21 protein-coding genes and 2 pseudogenes are annotated in these 24,102 nt (G+C 71.8%); 13 read left to right on the top strand and 10 right to left on the bottom strand.

Going from position 1 to position 24,102, the window contains the following annotated elements; all coding sequences use genetic code 11:
• Positions 1 to 106 precede the first annotated feature (106 nt).
• Positions 107 to 2,272, top strand: a complete 2,166-nt coding sequence (locus tag QP939_RS18050; protein WP_285457950.1) for a glycoside hydrolase family 15 protein — start codon at positions 107 to 109, stop codon at positions 2,270 to 2,272.
• Between the two features lie 106 nt (positions 2,273 to 2,378).
• On the opposite strand, the gene QP939_RS18055 is transcribed toward QP939_RS18050, so the two are convergent.
• The gene (locus QP939_RS18055; protein WP_285457951.1) at positions 2,379 to 2,957 is read right to left on the bottom strand and encodes a peptide deformylase; all 579 of its coding nucleotides are present in this window, start codon (positions 2,955 to 2,957) and stop codon (positions 2,379 to 2,381) included.
• Positions 2,958 to 3,112: 155 nt separating this feature from the next.
• On the opposite strand from QP939_RS18055, the gene QP939_RS18060 reads away from it, so the two are divergent.
• A complete protein-coding gene (locus tag QP939_RS18060; RefSeq protein ID WP_003101701.1) occupies positions 3,113 to 3,421 on the top strand; it encodes a DUF3263 domain-containing protein in 309 nt (102 codons plus the stop codon).
• Positions 3,418 to 4,047 (top strand): LytR C-terminal domain-containing protein, encoded by a 630-nt coding sequence (locus tag QP939_RS18065; protein WP_285457952.1) that lies wholly within the window; start codon positions 3,418 to 3,420, stop codon positions 4,045 to 4,047. The genes QP939_RS18060 and QP939_RS18065 overlap by 4 nt, the downstream gene beginning before the upstream one ends.
• 45 nt (positions 4,048 to 4,092) lie before the next feature.
• Here the strand turns inward: QP939_RS18065 and QP939_RS18070 are convergent, their stop codons facing one another.
• From QP939_RS18070 to QP939_RS18080, 3 genes are all read right to left on the bottom strand, one after another.
• Positions 4,093 to 6,363, bottom strand: a complete 2,271-nt coding sequence (locus QP939_RS18070) for an AAA family ATPase (protein ID WP_285457953.1) — start codon at positions 6,361 to 6,363, stop codon at positions 4,093 to 4,095.
• A gap of 96 nt (positions 6,364 to 6,459) precedes the next feature.
• Entirely contained in the window at positions 6,460 to 7,407 is a 948-nt protein-coding gene (gene pssA, locus QP939_RS18075; RefSeq protein WP_285457954.1) for a CDP-diacylglycerol--serine O-phosphatidyltransferase, read from the bottom strand.
• 3 nt (positions 7,408 to 7,410) lie between these two features.
• Positions 7,411 to 8,133 (bottom strand): phosphatidylserine decarboxylase, encoded by a 723-nt coding sequence (locus QP939_RS18080; RefSeq protein ID WP_285457955.1) that lies wholly within the window; start codon positions 8,131 to 8,133, stop codon positions 7,411 to 7,413.
• 260 nt (positions 8,134 to 8,393) lie between these two features.
• Here QP939_RS18080 and QP939_RS18085 point away from each other — a divergent pair, with 260 nt between their 5' ends.
• Complete coding sequence (locus QP939_RS18085; protein WP_285457956.1) at positions 8,394 to 8,615, top strand: hypothetical protein; 222 nt, start codon at positions 8,394 to 8,396, stop codon at positions 8,613 to 8,615.
• Positions 8,616 to 8,655: 40 nt separating this feature from the next.
• Here the strand turns inward: QP939_RS18085 and QP939_RS18090 are convergent, their stop codons facing one another.
• Entirely contained in the window at positions 8,656 to 8,940 is a 285-nt protein-coding gene (locus tag QP939_RS18090) for a GlsB/YeaQ/YmgE family stress response membrane protein (protein WP_285457957.1), read from the bottom strand.
• Between the two features lie 72 nt (positions 8,941 to 9,012).
• Here QP939_RS18090 and QP939_RS18095 point away from each other — a divergent pair, with 72 nt between their 5' ends.
• On the top strand, positions 9,013 to 9,573 hold the full coding sequence (locus QP939_RS18095; protein WP_285457958.1) for an ArsR/SmtB family transcription factor: 561 nt from the start codon (positions 9,013 to 9,015) through the stop codon (positions 9,571 to 9,573).
• The gene (locus QP939_RS18100) at positions 9,570 to 10,823 is read left to right on the top strand and encodes an MFS transporter (protein ID WP_285457959.1); all 1,254 of its coding nucleotides are present in this window, start codon (positions 9,570 to 9,572) and stop codon (positions 10,821 to 10,823) included. Before QP939_RS18095 ends, QP939_RS18100 begins: the two co-directional genes overlap by 4 nt.
• Here the strand turns inward: QP939_RS18100 and moeA are convergent.
• Positions 10,777 to 11,970: a molybdopterin molybdotransferase MoeA gene (moeA, locus tag QP939_RS18105; RefSeq protein ID WP_285457960.1), complete on the bottom strand. Its 1,194-nt coding sequence runs from the start codon at positions 11,968 to 11,970 to the stop codon at positions 10,777 to 10,779. The genes QP939_RS18100 and moeA overlap by 47 nt on opposite strands.
• Positions 11,971 to 12,044: 74 nt before the next feature.
• Here moeA and QP939_RS18110 point away from each other — a divergent pair, with 74 nt between their 5' ends.
• From QP939_RS18110 to groL, 5 genes and pseudogenes are all read left to right on the top strand, one after another.
• The gene (locus tag QP939_RS18110) at positions 12,045 to 12,722 is read left to right on the top strand and encodes a TIGR00266 family protein (RefSeq protein WP_285457961.1); all 678 of its coding nucleotides are present in this window, start codon (positions 12,045 to 12,047) and stop codon (positions 12,720 to 12,722) included.
• Positions 12,722 to 13,342: an AIM24 family protein gene (locus tag QP939_RS18115; RefSeq protein ID WP_285457962.1), complete on the top strand. Its 621-nt coding sequence runs from the start codon at positions 12,722 to 12,724 to the stop codon at positions 13,340 to 13,342. The genes QP939_RS18110 and QP939_RS18115 overlap by 1 nt, the downstream gene beginning before the upstream one ends.
• Positions 13,343 to 13,454: 112 nt before the next feature.
• A complete protein-coding gene (locus QP939_RS18120) occupies positions 13,455 to 13,661 on the top strand; it encodes a cold-shock protein (RefSeq protein WP_086678989.1) in 207 nt (68 codons plus the stop codon).
• Between the two features lie 65 nt (positions 13,662 to 13,726).
• Entirely contained in the window at positions 13,727 to 15,196 is a 1,470-nt protein-coding gene (locus tag QP939_RS18125; protein ID WP_285457963.1) for a serine/threonine-protein kinase, read from the top strand.
• Positions 15,197 to 15,538: 342 nt separating this feature from the next.
• Positions 15,539 to 17,169: pseudogene (gene groL, locus QP939_RS18130) on the top strand (chaperonin GroEL).
• A 48-nt stretch (positions 17,170 to 17,217) separates the two neighbouring features.
• Here groL and QP939_RS18135 read toward each other — a convergent pair.
• Both QP939_RS18135 and QP939_RS18140 read right to left on the bottom strand, forming a co-directional pair.
• Positions 17,218 to 17,541 carry a hypothetical protein gene (locus tag QP939_RS18135; RefSeq protein ID WP_285457964.1) on the bottom strand — a complete coding sequence of 108 codons (324 nt, stop codon included), beginning with the start codon at positions 17,539 to 17,541 and terminating at the stop codon, positions 17,218 to 17,220.
• A 228-nt stretch (positions 17,542 to 17,769) separates the two neighbouring features.
• Complete coding sequence (locus QP939_RS18140; RefSeq protein WP_285457966.1) at positions 17,770 to 17,985, bottom strand: PspC domain-containing protein; 216 nt, start codon at positions 17,983 to 17,985, stop codon at positions 17,770 to 17,772.
• A gap of 489 nt (positions 17,986 to 18,474) precedes the next feature.
• Between QP939_RS18140 and QP939_RS18145 the strand changes: the two genes are divergently transcribed.
• On the top strand, positions 18,475 to 18,819 hold the full coding sequence (locus tag QP939_RS18145) for a nucleotidyltransferase domain-containing protein (RefSeq protein ID WP_285457967.1): 345 nt from the start codon (positions 18,475 to 18,477) through the stop codon (positions 18,817 to 18,819).
• Positions 18,820 to 18,842: 23 nt separating this feature from the next.
• Here the strand turns inward: QP939_RS18145 and QP939_RS18150 are convergent.
• Together QP939_RS18150 and QP939_RS18155 are read right to left on the bottom strand one after the other, a co-directional pair.
• A pseudogene (locus QP939_RS18150) lies at positions 18,843 to 20,116 on the bottom strand (IS701 family transposase).
• Between the two features lie 171 nt (positions 20,117 to 20,287).
• Positions 20,288 to 21,217, bottom strand: a complete 930-nt coding sequence (locus tag QP939_RS18155; protein ID WP_285457968.1) for an o-succinylbenzoate synthase — start codon at positions 21,215 to 21,217, stop codon at positions 20,288 to 20,290.
• 74 nt (positions 21,218 to 21,291) lie between these two features.
• On the opposite strand from QP939_RS18155, the gene QP939_RS18160 reads away from it, so the two are divergent.
• Positions 21,292 to 24,090 (top strand): AfsR/SARP family transcriptional regulator, encoded by a 2,799-nt coding sequence (locus QP939_RS18160; RefSeq protein ID WP_285457969.1) that lies wholly within the window; start codon positions 21,292 to 21,294, stop codon positions 24,088 to 24,090.
• Positions 24,091 to 24,102 lie beyond the last annotated feature (12 nt).

Below are 24,102 nucleotides of genomic sequence, written 5' to 3' on the forward strand. Positions count from 1 at the left end.
GACGGTCAGTGGTTCACCGGATCGGACCATGCGCCGGTGAAGTTTCGGCGGCAGACTCCCAAAGCGCTTCTGTAACGGTGCAGAAGCGATCTTCTGTGGGGTTGATATGCGCAAACTCATGTTCGGCGCCCTCGCCGGGCTGCTGGTCACCGGCCTGATCCCGGCGACCGCGGCGGCGCAGGGCGAGGCACCCGGCGCTCCCGGCGCCCATCCCAGCTGGCTGCCCGCGAACAAGACCGGCTTCGGGACCGCCCACGACCGGTCCAGCAACGTCTGGTTCACCCTCCAGGGCGGCCAGATGTCGGAGGTCTACTACCCGGACCTGTCGACACCCAGCGTCCGGTCGATGAACTTCGTGGTCACGGACGGCCGCGGCTTCGCGGTCACGGACTACTCCGCCAAGTCGCAACAGGTCCGGCGCGTCGACGACGACAGCCTGGTCTACGAGCAGACCATCACCGACGACCAGCGCCGCTGGCGCCTGCGCAAGACGTACGTCACCGACCCGGCCGCCACGACCGTGCTGGTGGACGTCGACTTCCAGTCGCTCACCGGGCGGCCCTACCAGCTCTACGCGGTCGCCGACCCGGACCTGACCAACGACGGCTCCGACGACTCGGCCGCGCGGCAGGGCGACGCCGTCACCGCGCAGGACGCGTCGAACGCCGCCGCGCTCACCGCGAAGCCCGCCTTCACGAAGACGAGCGTCGGCTACGCGGGCGCGTCCGACGGGAACACGCAGCTCACGAAGACCTTCCAGCTGAACACCTACGACACCGCGGCGAAGGGCAACGTCCTGCTGACCGGGCAGACGACCGCCGACGGCCTGCGGAACCGGCACGTCACCCTCGCGCTCGGCATGGGCGCGAAGGCCGCCGACGCCCTCGGCAACGCGCAGGCGTCGCAGCGACGCGGCGTCCGCGACATCACGCGCGCCTACGACCGCGGCTGGCAGCAGTACCTGCGCGGGGTCAGCAAACCGCCGTCGTCGCTGAAGACCGATGCCGAGCGCGACCTCTACAAGGCGTCGATGCTGACGCTCGCCGCGAGCGAGGACAAGCACCACCCCGGCGCCTTCATCGCGTCGCCGAGCATGCCGTGGCGGTTCGGGAACAACGACCCCGAGTGGTCGCCGTCCGGCACCTACCACCTCGTCTGGCCGCGCGACCTTTACCAGATCGCCACCGGACTGGCCGCCGGCGGCGACACGGCCGCCGCGAACCGCGCGGTGACGTACATGTTCGGCACGCAGCAGCAGGCCGACGGGCACATGCCGCAGAACAGCCGCGTCGACGGCGTCCCGTACTGGACGTCGATCCAGCTCGACGAAACCGCTTTCCCGATCGTGCTGGCCCAGCAGCTCGGCCGGACCGACCTGTGGCCCGGCGTCCGCAAGGCCGCCGACTTCATCATCGGATACCGCGGGCCGGACGGGCAGCCGTCGCCGTACACCCAGCAGGAGCGGTGGGAAGAGCAGGACGGGTGGTCCCCGTCGACCATCGCCTCGGTGATCGCCGGGCTGGTCTGCGCGGCGGACATCGCGTCGCACAACGGCGCGTCCGCCGACGCCGCCCGGTACCTCGCCGCGGCCGACAAGATGAAGGCCGACCTGCCGAAGCAGACGATCACCACGAACGGGCCGCTGTCGAAGGACCCGTACTTCGTCCGCTTGACCAAGGACGCCGACGCGAACGCCGGGACGACGTACAACCTGAGCAACTCGAGCGTGACGATGGACCAGCGCGCGGTCACCGACGCGGGCTTCCTCGACCTGGTCCGGCTCGGCGTCTACCCCGCCGACGACCCGGTGATCCGGAACAGCGTCCGGGTGACGGACAAGGACATCGCGTTCACCACGCCGACCGGCCAGTTCTGGCACCGGTACACGAAGGACGGTTACGGCGAGCAGGCCGACGGTTCGCCGTGGGACTATACGTTCCCGCAGGGCAGCCGCACGACGTACGGCAGGTTGTGGCCGCTGCTGGCGGGCGAGCGCGGCGAGTACGAACTGGCGCTCGGCGACCCGGCGTCGGCCGCGCGGCGGCTGCGTGACCTCGGCCGGGTGAGCAGCTCGGCGGAGACCATGCCGGAGCAGGTGTGGGACGAGAACCCGCCGTCGGGCCAGACGGGCTTCCCGGCGGGCACGCCGAACACGTCGGCGACGCCGCTGGCCTGGACGCACGCGCAGTACGTCCGCCTCGCCTGGGACGTCAAGGCGGGCTCGGTGCTGGAGACGCCGAAGGTGGTCCGCTGCCACTTCCTCGGCTGCTGAGTCTCAAGCGCCCCAATGTGGCGTTCGGTGCGTTGGACGCACCGAACGCCACATTGGGTGCGTCAGACGCAACCAACGCCACATTGGGGCGCTTGGGGCCGGGCGGTCAGATGACGGCGCCGTCGTCCTCCGGGGTGCGAGGGGGGAGCCACGAATTGCCGGGGACGCCCCACTTGTTGTGCTTCAGCATCTTCTTCGCCGCGCGCGCGTGGCGGCCGACCAGGCGGTCCAGGTAGATGTACCCGTCCAGGTGATCGGTCTCGTGCTGCAGGCAGCGCGCGAAGTAGCCGGTGCCCTCGACCTCGATCGGGTTGCCCTCGACGTCGTAGCCGGTCACCTTCGCCCACTTCGCGCGGCCCGTCGGGTACGACTCGCCGGGTGCCGAGAGGCAGCCCTCCCAGTCGTCGTCCGGGTCCGGCATGGTCTCCGGGATCTCCGACGTCTCCAGCTTCGGGTTGACCACGACCCCCTTGTGGCGGACGCCCTCGTCGTCCGGGCAGTCGTAGACGAACACCCGCAGGCCGAGCCCGATCTGGTTCGCGGCGAGGCCGACGCCCTCGGCGGCGTACATCGTCTCGAACATGTCCTCGGTGAGCGTGCGCAGCTTCTCGTCGAACTCGGTGATCTCCCGGGTCGGCTGGTGCAGCACGGGCTCGCCCGCGATAACGATGGGGTGGATGGTCACGGCGAGCCAGTTTAGTCGGACCCTTCTGGTAGACCTGCATCAGACCGTGACGCGCCGACGCGGATGCCCACGTCGGCGGCCGCTTCCGTGGTTGAATGGCGCCCGCGGAAGAGCTAGGTCTGATTCGCCATGACGCCCGATTGAGAGGGACTCGGATGGACGCCGCGGAGTCGATGGCTGAGCCGCAGCCGTCGCCGCCGAAGCCCGTACCCGGCCTGACCGAACGCGAGGTCGAGATCCTCGCCTTCGAGCGCCAGTGGTGGCGACACGCCGGGGCGAAGGAGAACGCCATCCGCGAACGCTTCGACTTGTCCGCGACGCGCTACTACCAGCTGCTCAACAAGCTGCTGGAGAAGCCGGAGGCGATCGAAGCCGACCCGATGCTGGTGAAGCGGCTGCGCAAGACCCGCGCCGCCCGCCAGCGCAAGCGCGGCGCCCGGCGACTGGGGATCGAGCTGAAATGAGCGTGTTTTCCGGACTTTCCCGGCCGATGAAAGCCGCGGGCGTCGCGCTGATCGGGGTGGCCATCGTCGCCGCCGTCATCGGCGGGATCTCCGCGCTGAGCGGTGACGGGTCGAACGAGGCCGGGCCGAGCGGCACTTCCTCGACGCCGCCGGGTACTTCGGGCGGGACCTCGGCCCCGCCTTCGGGGACGTCTTCGCCGAGCGCCCCACCGTCGACCTCGGCGAACCCGTCGTCGCCGACGCCGCCGTCACCGACCAGCCCGGGGGCCGGCCAGCCGACGCAGGGCCAGCCGGGGCAGCCGGGCGGTGACCAGCAGGCGTCCAACAAGTGGGTGACCGTCCGGGTGTTCAACAACTCGACGATCAAGGGCCTGGCGGACCGCGCGGCGGAGGACTTCCGCGGCTCGGGCTGGAACGTCAACGAGGTCGGCAACTACTCCCAGGGCGTCATCCCGACGACGACGGCGTTCTACCGCCCGGGCACCGACGAGGAAGCCGCGGCCAAGCAGCTCGCGCAGGAGTTCGGCATCAAGGCCGAGCCCCGCTTCGAAGGCATCCAGAGCGCGAGCCCCGGCGTGATAGTGATCGTGACGAAAGAGTACGAGTCCGGCCACAAGGGCAGCTGACGTCTTGAGCGAAGGGGCCGTCACCCGCGGGTGACGGCCCCTTTCTCATTCGCCCGCCTGGGTCTTCGCGTAGGCCTCGAGCGCGGCGAGCTGGCCCGGGTCGAGGCTGGGGCGGACCGTCTTCCGCGCCGTCTCGAGGTGGGCCGCGGTGACTTCGCGGGCCTCCAGGGACTCGCGCATCGCCGTCAGCGCCGCCTCGCGGATCAGGGCGGCGCAGTCGGCGGCCGAGTAACCGTCCAGAGTGGACGCGAGCGCCGCGAGGTCCACATCGGAGGCCAGCGGCGTGTTCTTCGAGCTGGCCGCGAGGATCGCCGCGCGGGCCTCGGCGTCCGGCGGCGGCACGTAGACGCGGCGCTCGAGCCGTCCCGGCCGCAGCAGCGCCGGGTCGACCAGCTCGGGCCGGTTCGTCGCGCCCAGCACGACGACCTCGCGCATCGGCTCGACGCCGTCGAGCTCGGTGAGCAGCGCCGCGACGACGCGGTCGGCCACGCCGGAGTCGGACGACTGGCCGCGGCGCGGAGCCAGCGCGTCGACCTCGTCCAGGAAGATCAGCGCGGGCGCGGCCTCCGCGGCGCGGCGGAACAGCTCCCGCACCGCGCGCTCGGACTCGCCGACCCACTTGTCCAGCAGCTCGGCGCCCTTGACCGCGAAGACGTTCAGCGCGCCGGTGCCCGCGAGCGCCCGCACCAGGAACGTCTTGCCGCCACCGGGCGGCCCGTAGAGCAGCACCCCGCGCGGCGGGTCGACGCCGAGCCGGGCGAACGAGTCCGGGTACCGCAGCGGCCACAGCACGGCTTCGGTGAGCGACTGCTTGACGTCGACCATGTTGCCGACGTCGTCCAGCGTCAGCCCGCCGGTGGCGAGGTTGTCCGAAGTGGACATCGACACCGGACGGACGGTCGCCAGCGCGTCCAGCAGGTCCTGCTGCGAGATGCGCGGCTCGTCGGTGTCGCGCTGGCGCAGCGCGGCCCGCAGCGCCGCGTCCCGCCGGAGCGCGATGAGGTCCGCGGCGACGAAGCCGGGCGTCCGCTCGGCGAGGACGCCGCAGTCGATGCCGGTGTCGAGCGGGACGTCGCGGAGCAGGACGTTCAGCAGCTCGCGCCGGGTCTTCGCGTCCGGCAGCGCCAGGCCCAGCTCGCGGTCGAGCAGGTCGGCGGCCCGCAGGCGGGGGTCGGCGGACTCCGCGCGGGCGGTGGTCGCGACGACGGCGAACCGCTCGCGCCGCAACGCCGTCCGCAGCTCTTCCAGCACGACCGTGGCCACCGGCGGCGGCGTGGCCGCGGGCAGCAGCGCGTCGACGTCGGTGAGCAGCAGCACCGCGGGCCCGTCCGCCGAGCCGATCGCCTCGCGCAGGCGCGCGACCGCGACGTTCGGGTCCAGCACGGCGAGGTTCGGCGCGGCCACCGGCACCACGCGGATGTCGGCCTCGGCCGCGACCGCCCGCACCAGCGTCGCCTTGCCGACGCCTTCGGGGCCGGACAGCAGCACCCCGAGGTGGGCGGGAGCACCCAGCCGGGCCAGCAGCTCGGGCCGGTGGAACGCCAGGTCGAACCACTCGCCGAGCTTGCGCGCGGCCGCCTCGGCCCCGATCAGGTCGGCCAGTGGCACGGCCGGTTCGGCGGTCACCTCGGCCACGACTTCGTCTTCGACGATCTCGGCGTCGATCCACTCTTCGGCGGCGGTGACGGCGGAGGTGCGCACCAGCGCGGTCGCCGTCCGGGGCGCGGCGGGCTCGGCGGTGGCCGGCCGCGCGCCGTCGCGCCAGACGACCACAGTGGACGGTCCGACGGCGACGGTGCCGGACGGCTCGGTGGCGGTGACGGTGAGCAGCTCGTTCGTCCAGGTGGCCCCGATCGCCCGCGAAAGCTGCCCGCGCAGCCCGGCGGGATCCGACCCGGGCTGCGGCGCGAGGTCCTGGGGGAGCAGGGAAACGGCGTCCCCGACGGTGAGCACCTTGCCGATCAACGCGAGCCGCAGGGTGTGCGGGCTGAGCGAGACGCTGGCCAGCCGCGACCCGGCGACGGTCACGGTCTTGGCCGCCGAGACGTCGGCGGGCGCGACGACGACTTCGGAGCCTTCGGTGACGCCGAGGTTCGACATGGTGACGTCGTCGGTGAGCACGACCCCGGGCACGCCGGCTTCGTCGGCGGGCGCGGCGAGGGCGGCGCTGACCCGGGCGCCGGTGAGGTGCACGGCATCCCAGGCCCGCAGCCCCAAGGCATCGAGGACTTCGGGGTGCAGCCGGACGACACCGCGACGGGTGTCCAGCGCGGACGGCGTGTGCCGGACGGTCAAGGTGATCTGCGGGTGGCTCACGCCGTTCACCCTAGCGAGCTGAAGGGGACGTTCAGCGCATCAGATGCGCTGAAGGGCGCTTTCCTCGCGGGAGACGCCAGGAAAGTCCCCTTCAGCTCACTTGCGGCGCAGGCCGATCTGCCGCCACGACCGGCGGCGCGGGCCCTGGCCGTTTTCGCTGACCCGGGGCGTCCGGGCCGTCTCGCGCGGCAGCCGGACCGCGCGCATCGCCGCGCCCGCCACCCGGCGGCGCAACGGCGGCCGCAGCCCCAGGCGGCGCGGCGAGCGGGCCCGGCGGATCGCGCGGCGTTCGCGCGGCGGGACCGTCCAGGCCTCCGGGTGCGCCGCCAGCCAGCGGTGCCGGTGGATCGAGTACGGGATGTGCGCCAGGTACAGGATCATCGCCGCGATCAGCGCGACCAGCGGGAACTGGATGATCGCCGCGGCCAGCAGGGCCACGCCGAGCAGCAGCGGGGCGATCGCCTTGGCCGGGGCCTTGACCGTCTTCAGCGACAGCGTCGGGATGCGGCTGATCAGCAACGCCGCGATGGCGACCGTCCACGCCCACACGACGTACTGCGAGGACCACCACCCGGAACCCCACTGCAGGTACGCCACCAGCGGCAGCATCGCCAGCAGGCCACCCGCGGGCGCCGGGACGCCGACGAAGAACTCGCTCGCGTACGGCGGCTGCTCGGTGTCGTCCAGCAGGGTGTTGAACCGGGCCAGCCGCAGGATCATGCAGACGGCGAAGATCAGCGACGCCACCCAGCCGATCCGGTCCGCGCCCGTCTGCCACACGTAGATGACCAGCGCCGGGGCCACGCCGAACGAGATGCCGTCGGACAGCGAGTCCAGCTCCGCGCCCATCTTCGACGTCGCGTCGAGCAGGCGGGCGATGCGGCCGTCCAGGCTGTCGAGCACCGCCGCGATGCCGATCGAGGCGATCGCCATCGCGTAGTTCTTCGTCAGCGCGAACTGCACGGCCGACAGGCCGGCGCACAACGCCAGCACCGTGATGGCGTTCGGCAGCAGCCGGACACCGGGGGTGGTCACGCGGACCATCGATCAGCCTTTCGCGGGCGCGGGGAGTTCGGCGATCACGGTCTCGCCGCCGACCGTGCGCTGGCCCTTGGCGACCAGCACCCGCGAGCCCGGCGGGAGGTAGAGGTCGACCCGGGAGCCGAACCGGATGATGCCGTAGGTCGCGCCGGCGCCGACCTTGTCGCCCTCGCGGATCTCGCAGAGGATGCGGCGCGCGACCAGCCCGGCGATCTGCACGACGACGAGCTCGTGGCCGTCCTCGGTGCGCATCAGCACGGAGTTGCGTTCGTTGTCGTCGCTCGCCTTGTCCAGGTCCGCGGAGAGGAACTTGCCCGGCCGGTAGGCGACCCGCTCGATCACGCCGTTCGCCGGCACGCGCTGGACGTGCACGTCGAACACCGAGAGGAACACCGACACGCGCATCCGCGGCTCGGCGGGCAGGCCCAGCTCGGCGGGCGGGACGGCTTCTTCGATCAGGGACACGAGACCGTCGGCCGAGGCAAGCGCGACGCCGTCGCGCGGCGGCGGGACCCGCTTCGGCTCGCGGAAGAACGCGGCGGTGGCCGCGGTCGCGAGCGCGCCGACGAGCCCGAGGCGCTTGGAGAACCGGCGGGCGACCAACGTCGCGGCGATGCCGCCCGCCACGAACGGGCGACCGGCGGGGTGCATCGGCGGCAGCGTTTCGCGGGCGAGCTGGAGGGCGTGCGCGACTGGGTTGCCGGCGGGCTCCGGCCGGGTGCCGCTCATGGTCGGGTCCCCTGGTTTCGTGTCGGAAGAACGGGTCGGCGCCGGAGCTCCGGCGGCCGCGGATGGGCGCCACCACGCTACCGCTGCCCCAGGCAGGGCTCGCGCCGCGCCCCTGGTGGGCTCCTCCGCGAGGGTGTCCCCGCGGCGGGTGGGAGGGACCACATCCCGGTAACACAAGGTCGAATTCGCCGATAACTCTGGGTAGTTGACGCCGTTCGGGGCGCTGCCGCGGGCAGTCCCCGCCAGACCTGGGAGGACCGATGACCGACCGCCGCGATCCCGCCCAGGCTCGTCTCGACGACCTGCTGGGCGCGTGGCGCCGGGAGATCGAGGAGGTGCCGGTGCCGCCGCTGGTCGACCCGGCGCGCGCGGTCGACGTCGTCCTGGCGGCGAGGCGGAGCCGGGTGCATGCGCCCCCCGACGGCGCATGCACCCGGCCGCGGGATTCGGGCCTGCGAGACGCGCAGAAGGACGTATTTTAACCGCGAAAGTCCCCGTTGATCACGGATCGTCCGGCAAACGTTACAAACGGTCACTCGGACGTCGGCCGACACGGGACGCGAGCCGCAGGATCGCCAGCAGCACCACGGCACCCAGGATGGCCACGCCGAAGCTCGGGAAGTCGAACTCGAACGTCTTCGCCTGGCCGGTCGCGAGCCGGTAGAGCAGCCCGCCGAGCGCCGCGCCGACCACACCGACGAGCACGCTGACCAGGCAGCCCTGCCGCCGCCGGTCCCGGCCGCCGACGACCAGGTTCGCGGCCCAGCCGACGATCGCGCCGAAGATCACCCATGCGACGAAACCCATGATCGGAGCTTACGCGAGCAGTCGTACAAGAGTCATTGCACAAGAACTCTTGTACAACTACTCTTGTGCGTCATGGGCGACGAAGTGCTGGACATCCGCGATTCGAAGGTGCTGGCCGCGGTGTCGCACCCGCTGCGGCGGCGGTTGATGGAACTGCTCCACCTGGACGGCCCGGCCACGGCGTCGATCCTGGCGGGCAAGACCGACCAGGCGGTCGGCAACATCAGCCACCACATGAAGGTGCTGGCCGCGGCCAAGCTGGTCGAGGAGGCGCCCGAACTGGCGCGCGACCAGCGGGAGCGCTGGTGGAAGCGCTCCGCGAAAACCCTCCGGTGGGCGGCCGCGGACTTCCCCGACGACCCGGTCGCGGAGGCGGCCGAGGTGCTGACCCTCGACCACCAGATGGCGGTCGCGCGCGAGTGGCTCGCGACGCGCGACACCTACCCGCCGGAGTGGCGGGGCGTGGCGTTCAGCACCGACACCTGGATGCGCCTGTCCGCCGCCGAGATCGAAGAGCTGAACGAGCGGGTTCTGCTGCTGCTGGCCGAGTTCGAGAACCGCACCGAACCCGGTGACGGCGTCGAGCGCCGTCCGGTCTTCTTCGTCGCGCGGGCTTCGCTGGGCCAGCCGTGAAGGGGCTCTGGGGGAACCGGGACTTCCGGCTGCTCTGGACCGGCGAGACCACGAGCATGCTCGGCAGCATGGTCGCGAGCACGGCGTTGCCGCTGGTCGCGGTGGTCACGCTGCAGGCGAGCACCTTCCAGGTCGCGCTGCTGACCGCGGCCGCCTGGCTGCCGTGGCTGGCCATCGGCCTGCCCGCCGGCGCCTGGGTCGACCGGCTGCCGAAACGCCCGGTGATGCTGGTCTGCAACACGATCTCGATGGCCGTGTTCGGCTGTGTCCCGGTCGCGGCCGCGTTCGGCGTGCTGACCATGCCGTACCTGCTGGCCGCGGCCCTGCTCGGCGGCGTCGCGAAGGTGTTCTTCACCCTCGCCTACCGGGCCTACCTCCCGGCCCTGGTCGGCGAGGACGAACTGCTCGAAGCCAATGCGAAGCTCCAGGGCAGCGAGTCCGCGACCCAGGTCGGCGGGCCCGGCCTGGCCGGTCTGCTCGCGCAGGCGTTCGGCCCGGTCAGCGGGGTCCTCGCCGACGCGGTCAGCTTCGGCGTCTCCGTGCTGTGCGTGCGGGCGATCCGGGTGCGGGAGACCGTGGTCCCGGCGCCGCGGACGCCGTTGCGCGGCCAGATCGCCGAAGGCCTGCGGTTCGTCATGGGCGACCGCTACCTGCGGACGCTGATGGTGTTCGGTGCCGTGTCGAACCTCGCGCTCAGCGGGTACGGCGCCATCCAGATCGTCTTCCTCTCCCGCACGCTCGGCGCCGCCCCCGGCCTGGTCGGCCTGGTGCTGGCGGTGGCCGCGGCGGGCGGGGTGCTCGGCGCGGCCGTGGCCGGACGGCTCGGCGCCCGCTTCGGGACCGCCCGCGCGTTCCTGCTCTGCGAGGTCTGCGCCGCGCCGATGATGGCGCTCGGCCCGCTGAGCGGCCCCGGCTGGGGGCTCGTGCTGTTCGTCCTCGCGGAGTTCGGGGTGTGCGCCGGTGTCGTCGCGTCGAACGTGCTGACCACGACGTTCCGGCAGCGCTACTGCCCGCCCGAGCTGTTCGGCCGCATCACCTCGAGCGCCTCGCTCACCTCCTACGGCACGATCCCGCTGGCCGGGGTCCTCGGCGGCGTGCTCGGCGAGACGATCGGCGTCCGCGAGACGCTGTGGGTGGCGTCCGCGGTGATGGTCGCCGCCCTGCCCGTGCTCGCGCCCTACCGGAAGCTGCGGGAGTTCCCGCTCAGAGCAGCAGGACGTCCACCTCGTCTCCAACCGCTGCCGACGTGACGTCCTCCGGCAGCACGATCAGGCAGTTGGCCTGCGTGAACGCCGCGAGCAGGTGCGAGCCAGGCCCGCCGCGCGGCCCGACGACCCCGGTGACCTCGCGGTCGGACGGGGTGAACACGCCCCGGCGGTACTGGCGGCGGCCGGCGGGCGAGGACATCGACTCCAGCAGCCGGGCCCGCACCCGCCGCCGCGAGACGTCCGTGTGACCCATGGCCGTGAGGATCGCCGGGCGCAGGAACGCCTCGAACGACACGAGCACGCTCACCGGGTTGCCGGGCAGCGTCACCACCGGCACGCCCTGCCAGCGGCCGCAGCCCTGCGGCCCGCCCGGCTGCATGGCGATCTTCGCGAACTCGACGCCCTGGCCGGTCAGCGCGTCCTTCACGACCTCGTACGCGCCCGCGCTGACCCCGCCGGAGGTGACCAGCAGATCGGCGTCGGCCAGCTTCGGCTCGATGACCTTCCGGAACTCCTCGACGTCGTCGACGACGCTGCGGACCACCTCGACCTCGCAGCCGAGGCCGCGCAGTGCCGCCGCGAGCATCACGCTGTTGGACTCGTAGATCTGGCCGTGGCGCAGCGGCGCGGGCGCGTCGACGAGCTCGGTGCCGGTGGAGGCGACCAGCACCCGCAGCGGCCGGTGCACCCGCACCTCGGCGAGCCCGACCGCGGCCGCCAAGCCCAGCTGCGAGTGGCCGAGCACGGTTCCGGCGTGCAGCGCGATGCTGTCGGCGACGACGTCTTCGCCGGTGTGCCGGATGTGCGCGCCCTCGCGGGCGGGCGCCGAGATCGTCACCGTCGACGTGCTGCCGTCGGTGTCCTCGACCATCACCACGGCGTCGGCGCCCGGCGGCAGCGGCGCGCCGGTCATGATCCGGTGCGCGGTGCCCGGCTCGAGCGGCCGGACGTCGACCCGGCCCGCCGGGATGTCGTCGGCCACCGGCAGGGTCACCGGCGCCTGGCCGACGTCGGCCGCGCGGACCGCGTAGCCGTCCATCGCGGAGTTGTCGAAGGGCGGGAGGGACACGCCCGCCCGCACGTCTTCGGCCAGCACGAGGCCGGCCGCGGCGGCGAGGGGCAGCGAGGTCGCGGGGGCGGTGCCGAGGAGCGCGGCAACGCGGTCGCGGTAGTCGTCGACGGAGATCACCGGACCATCCTCCCCGCCATTCGTGCTCGTGCAAGACTCTGCCCCGTTACGAGCACGTACAGGGGAGAACACGCATGCAGGTGGGAATCCGTCAACAGCCCTCGTTCGCCGTCGCCCGGCTGATGCTCGCGCCCGGCGAGCCGTGCCAGGTCGAGTCCGGCGCGATGATGGCCACCAGCTACGGCGTGCAGGTCCAGTCCCAGGCGCAGGGCGGGATCATGAAGGGCCTCGGCCGCGCGTTCCTCTCCGGCGAGTCCTTCTTCATCTCCACCTTCACCGCGCCGCCGAACGGTGGCTGGGTCGACGTCGCCGCCAACCTGCCCGGCGACATCCAGGTGATCACCCTCGACGGCCGCACCGGCTGGGCCGTCACCCGCGGCTGCTGGCTCGCGTCGTCGCACGGCGTGCAGACCGAGACCAAGTGGGGCGGGATGAAGAACCTGATGGGCGGCGAGGGCGGCTTCCTGACCCACGCCACCGGCCAGGGCCAGCTGCTCGTCTCCTGCTACGGCGCGGTCGAGACGATCACGCTGCAGCAGGGCGAGATGGTCACCATCGACACCGGGCACGTCGTCGCGTACGCCGACACCGTGCAGTACCAGATCCGCAAGGTCGCGACCGGCATCATCCAGTCCATGAAGAGCGGCGAAGGGCTCGTGTTCGACTTCGTCGGCCCCGGCCAGATCATGACGCAGACGCGCAACCCGTCGGCGCTGATCAGCTGGATCATCTCGCACGTCCCGTCCCGCTGATGCGCGTCCAGACCCGGCACACCCCTGGCTTCGGCGTCGCCCGCGTCCTGCTGGACCCGGGCGAAGCCGTGCGCGCCGCCCCGGAAACCCTGCTGGCCAGCCGGTTCGGCGTCACCGAGACCCCGGCGAGCCGCGGGGTCCGGGCGAGCAAGAGCGCGATGTCCGTCTACACGGCACCCGCCGACGGCGGCTGGATCGACTTCGCGCCGCTGCGCCCCGGCGACGTCTACCCGCTCGAGCTGGGCGGCGGCACGGGCTGGTCGGTGCACCGCGACGCCGTGCTGGTGCGGCCCTCGTCGGTCCGGCGCGACGCGAACTGGGCGCCGCTGCAGCAGCTCTTCGGCGCCGACTCCGGGTTCCTCGAGCACTACAGCGGCACCGGGCCGCTCGTGCTGGCCACACCCGGCCCGGTCGACGCGTTCGAGCTCGCCCAGGGCGAGCTGGTCACCGTCCGGCCGGACTACCTGCTGGCCTACCCGGACACCGTGCAGTGCCGCCTGCGGGCGCTCGACCCGGGCGGCTCGCAGTCCGTGCGCACCGGCGAAGGACTGGCGGTCGACTTCGCGGGTCCCGGCACGGTGCTCGTGCAGGCGCGCAACCGGCGTCTTTCGGGTACGTGATCTTCGGACGAATTGCCCATTGCCGAGGGGAATAATTCCGGTAGCGTGATTGGCACTCGCACCGCTGGCATCCGCTCGGGCCAGCGGATCCTTTGTGCTGAGGGAGGGCGCCGTGGCTGTCGGCACCGTCAAATGGTTCAACTCGGAAAAGGGCTACGGGTTCATCGAATCCACCGAGGGTCCGGACGTGTTCGTCCACTATTCGGCCATTCAGGCCGAAGGATTCCGCACTCTGGACGAGGGTGACCGCGTGGAGTTCGAAGTCCAGTCCGGTCGTGACGGCCGCAGTCAGGCAGCCGACGTGCGCAAGGTTTCGTAGCGGGGCGATCACCCGATTGGCGAACCCCCGGCAGCCGCCGAACCAGGGGCGTTAGGCTGCCGGGCGTGACAGGCGATGTGTCGGGGGACCTCACCGGTCGCCGGCTGGGCAACTACCGCATCGACGGGGTGCTCGGCAAGGGCGGCATGAGCGTGACCTACAAGGCCACGGACGTGCGTCTCGGCCGCAAGGTGGCGCTGAAGGTCATCGGTGACCACCTCGGGGCCGACGCCGAGTTCCGCGAGCGGTTCGTCGACGAGGCGCGCAACACGTCCGCGATCGACCACGCCAACGTCGTGCCGCTGTACGACTTCGGCGAGCTCGACGGCATGTTGTACATCGCCATGCGCATGGTCGACGGCGGCGATCTCGCCGGGCTGATCTCCGGCGGGCCGATCGCGCCCGCCCGTGCCCTGACGATGCTCGACCAGGTCGCGGACGCGCTCGACACGCTGCACAACCGTGGTCTGGTCCACCTCGACGTCAAGCCGGCCAACGTGCTCGTGACGAAGAAGGAGACTTCGCGCGAACACGTCTACGTCGCCGACTTCGGGCTGACCCGCCGCGGCGCGACCGGCCACCGGACCCGCGGCGGCGACTTCCTCGGCTCCCCGACGTACGCGGCGCCGGAGCACCTGCGCGGCGAGCCGCTGGACGGGCGCACCGACCAGTACGCGCTCACGTGCGTCCTCTACGCGTGCCTCACCGGCAGCCCGCCGTTCAAGGGCGACGTGCCGACGGTGATCAAGGGCCACCTCAACGGCGACCCGCCCGCGATCTCTCGCGTGGTCGCGCTGCCGCCGGCGATCGACGAGGTCATCCGCAAGGGCATGGCCAAGAACCCGGCGGACCGCTACCCCAGCTGCGTCGAGATGGTCGCGGCCGCGCGCCGCGCGCTCGGCCCCCAGGCCGCGTCCGACACCCCGCCGGGCCCGCCCGGGTCCAATTCGGGTGGAGTTCCCGCGCCGCACCGTGCTGGTCAGGTACAACAGGGGCCGCACCAGAACAGCGCACCGCAGGGAGAGGGGGCCCCCGTGCACCCGTACGGAGGACAGCAGCAGCCCGGTTACGGCCAGGGCCCCGGTCCTGGTGGTCCGCAGGGGCCGCCGCCGCAGGGCCCGCCGCCCGGCTACGGCTACCCGCAGCAGCCGCCGCCGGGCATGCCCCCGCAAGGTCCGCCGCCCGGCTACGGCTACCCCCAGCAGCAGCCGGGGATGCCGCCGCCGGGCATGCCCCCGCAGGGCTACGGCCAGGACCCGATGCGGCTGCGCCCGCCGATGCCCGCGGGCGGCGCGGGCGCGTTCCACCAGCCGAAGAGCGGTGGCGGCAAGAAGTGGATCTTCATCGTGCTGGGCCTCGTCGTCGTGGCGGGCCTGGTCGTGGGCGCGATCTTCGTGTTCTCCGACGGCGGCAGCGGCGGTGGCGGCACGACGACGGCCCCGAACATCCCGGTCGGCCCCGGCGACTCGCAGACCAACCCGACGTCGTCGCTGAACGCGCCGCCGACGTCGATCTCCATCAAGCCGGGCAACTGACGCCGGGGCCGGCGGGCTGAAGGGGACTTTGCTCGCATGTGATGAGAGGAAGGTCCCCTTCAGCGCGTCAGATGCCATGAACGTCCCCTTCAGCCCGCCGGGGCGCTCGCGAGATCGTGCCGCGCTGAGCAGGTCTTCTTGCACTCTCCCCCCGAGAGTGCTAAACACGGTGTTGGCACTCGACGCCGTCGAGTGCCAAAGGTCGGGACGGTGAGGCTGGCCCCCACCCGGGTCCAGTCGTCCGTCGCGGGCACCGAGCCTGGCCGAGGAAGAGTCCTGCTGCCGCCGCTTGCTAGAAGCACAGCGCGGCGGTAGCGCCCAATACCGGAGGACCACACCGCAATGGCCAAACTGATCGCGTTCGACGAGGACGCCCGCCGCGGTCTCGAGCGCGGCTTGAACACCCTCGCCGAAGCCGTCAAGGTGACCCTCGGCCCGCGGGGCCGGAACGTCGTGCTCGAAAAGAAGTGGGGCGCGCCGACCATCACCAACGACGGTGTCTCCATCGCCAAGGAGATCGAGCTTCGAGGACCCGTGGGAGAAGATCGGGGCCGAGCTCGTCAAGGAGGTCGCCAAGAAGACCGACGACGTCGCGGGTGACGGCACCACCACCGCCACCGTGCTCGCCCAGGCCCTCGTCCGCGAGGGGCTGCGCAACGTCGCCGCCGGCGCCGACCCCATCTCCCTCAAGCGTGGCATCGAGGCGGCCGTCGAGGCCGTCACCGAGCAGCTGCACAAGGCCGCCGTCCAGATCGAGACCAAGGAGCAGATCGCTGCTACCGCCTCGATCTCGGCCGCTGACCGCACCATCGGCGAGCTGATCGCCGAGGCGCTGGACAAGGTCGGCAAGGAAGGCGTCGTCACCGTCGAGGAGAGCAACACCTTCGGCCTCGAGGCTGAGCTCACCGAGGGCATGCGCTTCGACAAGGGCTACATCTCCGGTTACTTCGTGACCGACCCGGAGCGTCAGGAAGCCGAGCTCGAGGACCCGTACATCCTCCTCTTCGGCTCCAAGATCTCCACCGTCAAGGACGTGCTGCCGCTGCTGGAGAAGGTCATCCAGTCCGGCAAGCCGCTGCTGATCATCGCCGAGGACGTCGAGGGCGAGGCCCTGGCCACCCTCATCGTCAACAAGATGCGCGGCACCTTCAAGTCCGTCGCCGTCAAGGCCCCGGGCTTCGGTGACCGCCGCAAGGCGATCCTGCAGGACATCGCGATCCTGACCGGTGGCCAGGTCATCTCCGAGGACGTCGGCCTCAAGCTGGAGAACGCGGACCTGTCCCTGCTGGGCAAGGCCCGCAAGGCCGTCATCACCAAGGACGAGACGACCATCGTCGAGGGTGCGGGCGACGCCGACCAGATCCAGGGTCGCGTCAACCAGATCCGCGCCGAGATCGACAACTCGGACTCGGACTACGACCGCGAGAAGCTGCAGGAGCGGCTCGCGAAGCTGGCCGGCGGCGTGGCCGTCATCAAGGCCGGCGCCGCGACCGAGGTCGAAGCTCAAGGAGCGCAAGCACCGCATCGAGGACGCGGTGCGCAACGCGAAGGCCGCCGTGGAAGAGGGCATCGTCGCCGGTGGTGGCGTGGCCCTGATCCAGGCCGCCGAGGCCGCGTTCGCGGGCCTGAAGCTCGAGGGCGACGAGGCCACTGGTGCCAACATCGTCAAGGTGGCCGTCGAGGCCCCGCTCAAGCAGATCGCGATCAACGCCGGCCTCGAGGGCGGCGTCGTGGTGGAGAAGGTCAAGGGCCTGCCGCAGGGTCACGGCCTCAACGCCGCCACGGGTGTCTACGAGGACCTGCTCGCCGCCGGCGTGCCGGACCCGACGAAGGTCACCCGCTCCGCGCTGCAGAACGCCGCTTCCATCGCGGCGCTGTTCCTGACCACCGAGGCCGTCGTGGCGGACAAGCCGGAGAAGGCTTCGGCCGCTCCCGCCGACCCGTCCGGTGGCATGGGTGGCATGGACTTCTGAGTCCGGTTGCTTCGAAAGCCCGGTCCGCTTCGGCGGGCCGGGCTTTCTTTATGGCCGGGTGAAGAACCAGACGGCGAACGCGCCGACGATCACGACGCCGAGGGCGAGCACGCCGAGGCCCCCGAGCCAGGCGGTGCTCGCCTCTTCCGCTTCCATCGCGACGACGATCGCGCCGATCCCGGTGAGCAGGATCCAGATCGCCAGCCCGGCGGCGGTGTAGAGCACGGTCTTGGTGACGCTCGCGCTGCCGGTGTCGTTGAAGGCGAGGGCGACGAAGGCGGCGAAGGCGGTCAGCCCCAGCCCGGCGACCAGGTACAGGCCACCGAGGATCCCGACGACGACCTTCGCGGCCGTTCTGCTCCCTTGATCCACGAGCGCGAACCCTAGCCCCTCGACCGGGATCCGCGTCCGGGTTTTGCGCCGCCCGGCCTACGGGCGTACGCCGAACGGCCCGGACGTCCCCTTGGCGTCCGGGCCGTTCACCGCGTCCCCCGACGGCGGCGTTCCCCCGACCCGCGCCCCCCGGCGCGAGCGTCTTGCGGTGCACCCCGATCGTCCGGCGGGCACCGGCTCCCCCTGCGAGCCGGCGCCCGCCCGGCGTCAGGAGTCCTCTTCGGGCGTCAGAATCGCGGCGGCGACGTAGACGGGAATGGCGATGCCGACGGAGAGGAAAACGGCGGCGACCATGCCGATGCGCAGGACGTTGGCATCGATGCCGAGGTAGGTGGCCCAGCCACCGCAGACACCGGTGAGCATCTTGTCGCTCTTGCTGCGGCGGAGCTTCTTGGTTTCCGGGGTGTACACGCTGTTCGTCATGGCTCAATGGTGTCTCCGGCAGGGGGCCGGCCACATCGGGAACGGCCCGGACCCCGACCCTGAACTTGGCATCGGGGAAAACCACGTGCTCAGCTCGGTGGTCGGCCGGTCCGTTGTCGGCGAGCCACGAGTTGTCCCCAGGCTGGCCGCGTTGTGGACGGATCGTCGCCGCGAGCCCGATTTTCCGGCTTCCGTCGGTGGGCGTCGATACGATGGACTCGGGGCAGCCCCCCAGGGAGCGGTGGGGGTGTCCGGTCCCGGGCGGTGGGCTTCCCGCCTGCCGAGATGTGCGGCCAGGCGACCTCGACCTGGTCGTCTACTCGCTGCGCAAGTGGATGCGTCTGGCCCTGACCGGGAATCCGACGGGCCTGCTGCCGCTGTTCGTGCCAGACGCGGAGATCGTGCGGATCACCGGCCACGAGCTGCGTTCGAACGCGGGCCGGATCGTGTCGCGGGTTCGCGGGCTACCTGCGGACCCAGCGGCAGCGGATGCTCGACGGCGCCATCAAGGTCAACCGGCCCGAGCTGATCGAGAAGTACGGCTTCGACACCAAGTACGCGATGCACATGGTGCGCCTGGGCGTGCAGGGCGTCGAGCTGCTCGAAACCGGCCGGATGACGCTGCCGATCGCCGAGCCGTGGCTGTCATGGCTGCGCGACTTGCGGCGCGGGAAGCACACGCAGGCAGAGGCCTTGGCCGCCGCGGCGGAGCTGGAAGACCGGCTCGACCGGCTGGTCCGGGCCGGGTCGCCGTTGCCGGAACAGCCCGACCGCAACTGGGCCGACCGGTGGCTGGTGCACGCTTACGGCTCGGCCTGGCAAGCGGCGGCGTGAGGTCGTGAGTGTTTAGGGCGGTTCTAATACTCCAGCTGTAGTTCGTGATCGGGTGCTGGGTTTTCGTGTCGTCGCTGGTAGTGGCTTTGCCGGGCGTGATGTTGGTGTCGTCGGCGCCAGGTGGACCAGGCCAGGATGTCGGCGACGCGGCGGGCTGGCTTGAGGATGAGCTGGGCGTAGAGGTGCCTGATCTCGTTGCGTGTCAACGGGATCAGGCCCTCATGCGGTTTTGTGTGGCGGGCATGGGCGGCGGCGATGGCGAGGAAGGCGTGGGCCAGCATGACCAGCGTGGTCCAGCGATACCAGGAGGTCCAGGTGCGGACCTGGTGCTCGTCCAGGCCGGTGAGTTCTTTGCCGGTCTGGAAGGTTTCCTCGATCGTCCAGCGACGCCCGGCAACGCGGGCGAGCTTGGCCAGCGAGACGCGGCGGGGGCTGTAACAGCGGTAGAACGCAGTCTCCCCGGTGCGCCGGTTGCGGCGCATCAGGATCCAGTGATAACCGGTGGTGCCCGCGGGGTGCAGCCGGATGCGGGCCCACAGGTAGTAGCGCCGGCCTTTCGCGCCCGCTCCGGCGGAGAGCTTCTGCCAGGCCCGTTTCGGCAGCGCGGCCGCCCGCTCATCAGCTCGCACGCTCTGCCTGCCGGGCCCGGGAATGCGATGGTCGCAGGCCACGGCCAGCACATAGGCCTGTCCGCGTTGTTCGAGCGGATCACGCAGGCCGGCAGCGTCTTTGCCGTAAGCCTCGTCCCCGGTCACCCACCCCACCCGCACGCCCGCGTCCAGCGCCCGGGTGATCATGGCCAACGCGAGCCGGGATTTCGTGGTGAACCGGGTCCCGGCGGGCACTCCGGCCCGGTCCCGGCGCCGGGGGTCCTCGGCCCAGCTTTCAGGCAGGTAGAGCTCACGGTCGATGAACGTATGCCCGGCCGGGGTGGAATACGTCAGGAACACCGACATCTGCGAGTTCTCGATCCGGCCCGCCGTGCCCGTGTACTGCCGCTGGACTCCGACCGACTCGGTGCCCTTCTTCAGGTCGCCGGTCTCGTCGATGACCAGCATCGCATCTGATCACCCAGCTGCTCGACCACGACCTCGCGCAGGTCGTCACGAACCCCGTCCACGTCCCAGCTCGCGCGCGAGAGCAGGTTCTGCATCCCATGCGGGGTCGTGTCCCCGACAGCCTCGGCGATGGTCCAGCAGTTCACCCGAACCAGCCCGGCCAGCAGCCCCTGCACGAACCGCCCCGCGCGGCGACGCGACTCCACCCGCGCGAACCGGTGCCCCACCCGCACGAACATCTCACCCAGCAGCGACTGCCACCCCGCAGGGTCTACGCTGGCAGCCGCGGCCACCACATGATCTTGAGTTGTCTTCACAAACACCATGATCACGTGGTGGCCGCACCCATCTCACCGGCCCCCTCCAGCAAGATCACGAACTACAGCTGGAGTACTAACCGCCCTAAACACTCACGACAAGGCGCGCACGCGCTCGAGCCGCGCCCGCCACGCTGCCTCCACCTCCGGGGTGGCCGGGTACGCGTCCGTTGGCTCGGGCGACTGGGGCAGCACCGGGAGGTATCCGTCCACTGGGGACAATGGGGAAGCGCTGACATCGCCTTCCAGCAACGAAATCGTGCCCAGGCCGCACGCGAATTCGAGGTCCGGGAGCGCGCCCGCCAGTGCCAGGCCCGCCGCCAGTCCGATGCTCGTCTCCACCGCCGATGACACCACGCACGGCAGTCCGCACGCCTCGGCGACCTCCAGCGCCCGGCGCACGCCGCCGAGGGGGGACACCTTCAGCACCGCTATGTCCGCCGCTCCGGCGACCGCCACCTTCAGCGGGTCCTCCGCTCGGCGGATCGACTCGTCGGCCGCTATGCGGACCGCGACCCGGCGGCGGACCGCGGCCAGCTCCTCGATCGACCGGCACGGCTGCTCCGCGTACTCCAGTCCGCTCGCCGCTTTGTCGAGGTCCGTCAGCGCGCGCACCGCCGTGTCGACGTCCCACGCCATGTTCGCGTCGACGCGGATCGCGCCGTCCGGGCCCAGCGCGTCGCGGACCGCCGCCACCCTGTCGCAGTCGTCCGCCACCGATGACCTCGGGTCCGCGACCTTCACCTTCGCCGTGCGGCAGCCCGACTCGCGGACCAGCTCGTACGCCTTCTCCGGGGCGACCACCGGCACCGTCGTGTTCACCTCGACGCGGTCGCGGACCGGGGCCGGCCAGCCGACCTCCGTCGCTTCGAGGGCCGCGTGCAGCCACGGCACGCTCTCGGCGTCCGAGTAGTCGGCGAACGGGCAGAACTCGCCCCAGCCCGCCGGGCCGCGGAGGAGCACGCCCTCACGGACCGTGATGCCTCGGAACCGGTTGCGCAGGGGGATCGCGTAGACCTTCATCGCCGCCGATCATGCCACCGCGCCGGCTCGGGCAAACAGGTGCCGAACAGCGCGTTACCGGTCAGAATGACCTTGTGGTCCTCGATTTCCGCGTGCTGGGTCCGGCCGAGGTCACGGCCGACGGCCGCCCGGTACCGCTCGGGGGCAGCCGGCCGCTGATCGTGCTGGCCGGGCTTCTGCTGCGCGCGAACCGGGTCGTGCCCGTCGACGAGCTGGGCCGCTGGCTGTGGACCGACGACCGCCGCCGGTCGAAAGGCGCGCTCCAGACCTACGTGCTGCGCCTGCGCCGCGCGCTCGGCGACCAGGTCGCGATCCGCACCGAGAGCGGCGGCTACCTGATCGAGGTCGACGACGACCTGCTCGACCTCTCCCGCTTCCGCGCGCTCGCGGCGCGCGGCAAGGCCGCGATGGACCGCGGCGACAGCCGTCAGGCCGCCGCGCACTTCGCCGACGCCCTCGCGCAGTGGCGCGGGCCGGCGCTGCTGAACGTCGAGTCGGACGCGCTGCACCGCGACGAGGCCGGCCAGCTGGCCGAGGAACGGCTGCGTGTGCGCGAGCAGTGGGCCGACGCCCTGCTCGAAGTCGGCGAGTACGGCACGGTCGTCCCCGAACTCGCGCGGCTGACCAGGGAAAACCCGCTGCGGGAGCGGCTGCACGAGCAGCTGATGGTCGCGCTCTACCGGTCGGGCCGCCAGGCCGACGCCCTCGACGTCTACGGCCGGATCAGCGGCGTGCTGGCCGACGAGCTCGGGCTGGACCCCGGCCCGTCCCTGCAGCGCACCCGCCAGGCGATCCTCACCGGTGCCGACCACATCGACACGGCCCCCGCGCTGGCGCGCTACCGGCTCGGCGTCGAGCCGCAGGTGCCGCACCAGCTGCCCGCCGACCTGCCGACGTTTTCCGGGCGCGAGTCCGACCTCAAGGCGTTGCACGCGCTGCTGCCGGAGGCGATCGACGCGGGCACGTCGACGCCGATCGCGTCCGTCGAAGGCATGGGCGGCGTTGGCAAGACGACGCTGGCGGTGCACTTCGCGCACGAGATCGCCGACCGGTTCCCCGGCGGGCAGGTCTACCTCAACCTGCGCGGCTACGGGCCGGGCGAACCGGTCGAGCCGTCGGCGGCACTGGAGGCGATGCTGACCGCGCTCGGCGTGCCGTGCGAGGCGATCCCGGCCGACCTCGACGGCCGCGCGGCGAGCTGGCGGACGCACAGCGCGGGACGACGGCTGCTCGTCCTGCTCGACAACGCCAACCGCACCGAGCAGGTGAGCCCGCTGCTGCCCGGGCCGGGCAACCTGGTGCTGATCACGAGCCGCTGGCAGCTGCGCGCGCTCGTCGCGACGCACGGCGCGCGGCGGGTCGCGCTGGAAGAGCTCGCCGAAGAGGACGCCGTCGAGCTGCTGGCGTCGACGATCGGCGTCGAGCGCGTCGCCCGCGACCCGGCGGCGGCCGAGCGGTTCGTGCGCTACTGCGGCGGGCTGCCGCTGGCGATCCGGATCCTCGCGGTGCGGGCGGCGCAGTTCCCGGACCTGCCGCTCGACGAGTTCGCCGGCTCCCTCGACAACGACCTCCTCGGTTCGTTCGACCTCGCCGACGGCGAAGGCACGAACATCCGCTCGGTGCTTTCGTACTCCTACCAGGCGCTGGACCCGTCGGCGGCGCGCCTGCTGCGGTTGCTGGGCCTGACCACCGGCGTCGACTTCACCGCCCCCGCGGCGGCCGCGGTCGCCGGGGTGGAGCTCCCGGCCGCCCGGGCGATGCTGGAGACCCTGGCGGCCGCGCACCTGCTCGGCCAGCCGCGGCCGGGCCGCTACCAGTTCCACGACCTCATCCGGGCGTACGCGGGCGAAGTCGCTTCGCAGGTCGATCCGCCTTCGGAGCGCGAAGCGGCGTTGGACCGGCTGCTGGCGTGGTACCTGGCGTCGGCGCTCCAGGCGTCACGGCGGATGCGGCCGGAGCGCTACTACCGGCTCCTGGAGCTCGACGACCTTTCGGGCGGGCTGGAGTTCGCTTCGCACCACGAGGCGCTGGACTGGTTCGGCGAGGAGTCCGGCAACCTGATCGCGGCGGTCCACCTGGCGCGGCGCCGGCACCGCGACGACGTCTGCTGGAAGCTCGCGTGGCTGCTGCAGAGCTACTTCGTGACGCGCTCCCGGCTCGACGACTGGCGCTCGGTGTTCGAGGTGGCGCTCGAAGCGGCGCGGGCGAGCGGGCACCGGCCGGGAGAGGCGGGCATCCTCAGCGGCCTGGGGGTGGTGAACGGCGTCGCCCGGCAGTACGACGAGTCACGGCGGTACCTGGAGCAGGTGCTGGCGATCCAGCGCGAGCTGGGCGCGCGCGAGGGCGAGGCGCGGGCCCAGTACAACTTGGCCCTGGCGGCGCACAACCTGGACGACTGCACCTGGGCGTACGAGCACGGCGTGCAGGCGCTGGAGATCGTCCGCGAGCTGGGGATGGGGGCGTTCGAGGCGAGTGTGCTGCGGGCGCTCGGCGACATCTGCACGTCACTCGGCGACTACGAGCAGGCGTTGCGGCTGGCCGACCAGGCCCTGGCGATCGTGGGGCCCGACGGCGAGCCGGTGGACACGCGGTTCACGCAGCACACGCGCGGGCTGGCGCTGGTGGGCTTGGGTCGCCTGGACGAGGGGATCGCCTGCATCCGCCGCTCGGTGGAGATGTTCTTCGCGATGGGCGAGCAGTACGAGGCCGCGGACGTCCTGGCCCAGCTGGGGACGGTGTACCTCCGCCACGGCGACGAGTCGCTGGCGCGCGAGTGCTGGCTGCGGTCCGTGCGGTTGCTGACCGAGCTGGGCCACCCGGACGCCGATGACGTGCGCGCCAAGCTGGCGGCTTTGGTCGGCTCCGGGGCCTGATCGTCGCCGGCT

The sequence above is a fragment of the Amycolatopsis nalaikhensis genome, assembly GCF_030264295.1.
GTDB classification, from domain to species: Bacteria; Actinomycetota; Actinomycetes; order Mycobacteriales; family Pseudonocardiaceae; genus Amycolatopsis; species Amycolatopsis nalaikhensis.

Bases quoted from the DNA above. Each gene is read 5' to 3' on its own strand.
- QP939_RS18060 (WP_003101701.1), top strand. From the start codon at position 3,113: ATGGACGCCGCGGAGTCGATGGCTGAGCCGCAGCCGTCGCCGCCGAAG.
- QP939_RS18110 (WP_285457961.1), top strand. From the start codon at position 12,045: ATGCAGGTGGGAATCCGTCAACAGCCCTCGTTCGCCGTCGCCCGGCTG.
- QP939_RS18050 (WP_285457950.1), top strand. From the start codon at position 107: ATGCGCAAACTCATGTTCGGCGCCCTCGCCGGGCTGCTGGTCACCGGC.
- QP939_RS18095 (WP_285457958.1), top strand. From the start codon at position 9,013: ATGGGCGACGAAGTGCTGGACATCCGCGATTCGAAGGTGCTGGCCGCG.
- QP939_RS18155 (WP_285457968.1), bottom strand. From the start codon at position 21,217: ATGAAGGTCTACGCGATCCCCCTGCGCAACCGGTTCCGAGGCATCACG.
- QP939_RS18145 (WP_285457967.1), top strand. From the start codon at position 18,475: ATGCTCGACGGCGCCATCAAGGTCAACCGGCCCGAGCTGATCGAGAAG.
- QP939_RS18065 (WP_285457952.1), top strand. From the start codon at position 3,418: ATGAGCGTGTTTTCCGGACTTTCCCGGCCGATGAAAGCCGCGGGCGTC.
- QP939_RS18115 (WP_285457962.1), top strand. From the start codon at position 12,722: ATGCGCGTCCAGACCCGGCACACCCCTGGCTTCGGCGTCGCCCGCGTC.
- QP939_RS18090 (WP_285457957.1), bottom strand. From the start codon at position 8,940: ATGGGTTTCGTCGCATGGGTGATCTTCGGCGCGATCGTCGGCTGGGCC.
- QP939_RS18140 (WP_285457966.1), bottom strand. From the start codon at position 17,985: ATGACGAACAGCGTGTACACCCCGGAAACCAAGAAGCTCCGCCGCAGC.
- QP939_RS18085 (WP_285457956.1), top strand. From the start codon at position 8,394: ATGACCGACCGCCGCGATCCCGCCCAGGCTCGTCTCGACGACCTGCTG.
- pssA (WP_285457954.1), bottom strand. From the start codon at position 7,407: ATGGTCCGCGTGACCACCCCCGGTGTCCGGCTGCTGCCGAACGCCATC.
- QP939_RS18080 (WP_285457955.1), bottom strand. From the start codon at position 8,133: ATGAGCGGCACCCGGCCGGAGCCCGCCGGCAACCCAGTCGCGCACGCC.